This window comes from Kitasatospora phosalacinea, from assembly GCF_000717185.1.
Classification (GTDB): domain Bacteria; phylum Actinomycetota; class Actinomycetes; order Streptomycetales; family Streptomycetaceae; genus Kitasatospora; species Kitasatospora phosalacinea_A.
The window spans coordinates 1-268 of sequence record NZ_JNYE01000306.1 but is presented as its reverse complement, the minus strand read 5'-3'; the positions used below and the strand labels follow the sequence as shown (position 1 = coordinate 268).

The 268-nt window shown below is 75.4% G+C and carries 1 pseudogene; it reads right to left on the bottom strand.

Annotation, left to right across the window (positions count from 1 at the left end):
* Positions 1 to 268: pseudogene (locus OO57_RS38140) on the bottom strand (heavy metal translocating P-type ATPase); the annotation flags it as partial.

The following is a 268-nucleotide window of genomic DNA, read 5'->3' as shown; positions in this document are numbered from 1 at the left end:
CTGGGCGCCGCGGCCGGTGCCGACCAGCAGGGCGGTGGGGGTGGCCAGGCCGAGGGCGCAGGGGCAGGCGATGATCAGCACCGCGACCGCCGCGGTGAAGGCGGCGCTCCAGCCCTCGCCGGTGCCCAGCCAGTATCCGAGGGTGGCCAGCGCCAGGGCGATCACGATCGGCACGAAGACGGCGGAGATCCGGTCGGCGAGGCGCTGGGCGGCGGCCTTGCCGTTCTGGGCGTCCTCGACGAGCTTGGCCATCCGGGCGAGTTGGGTG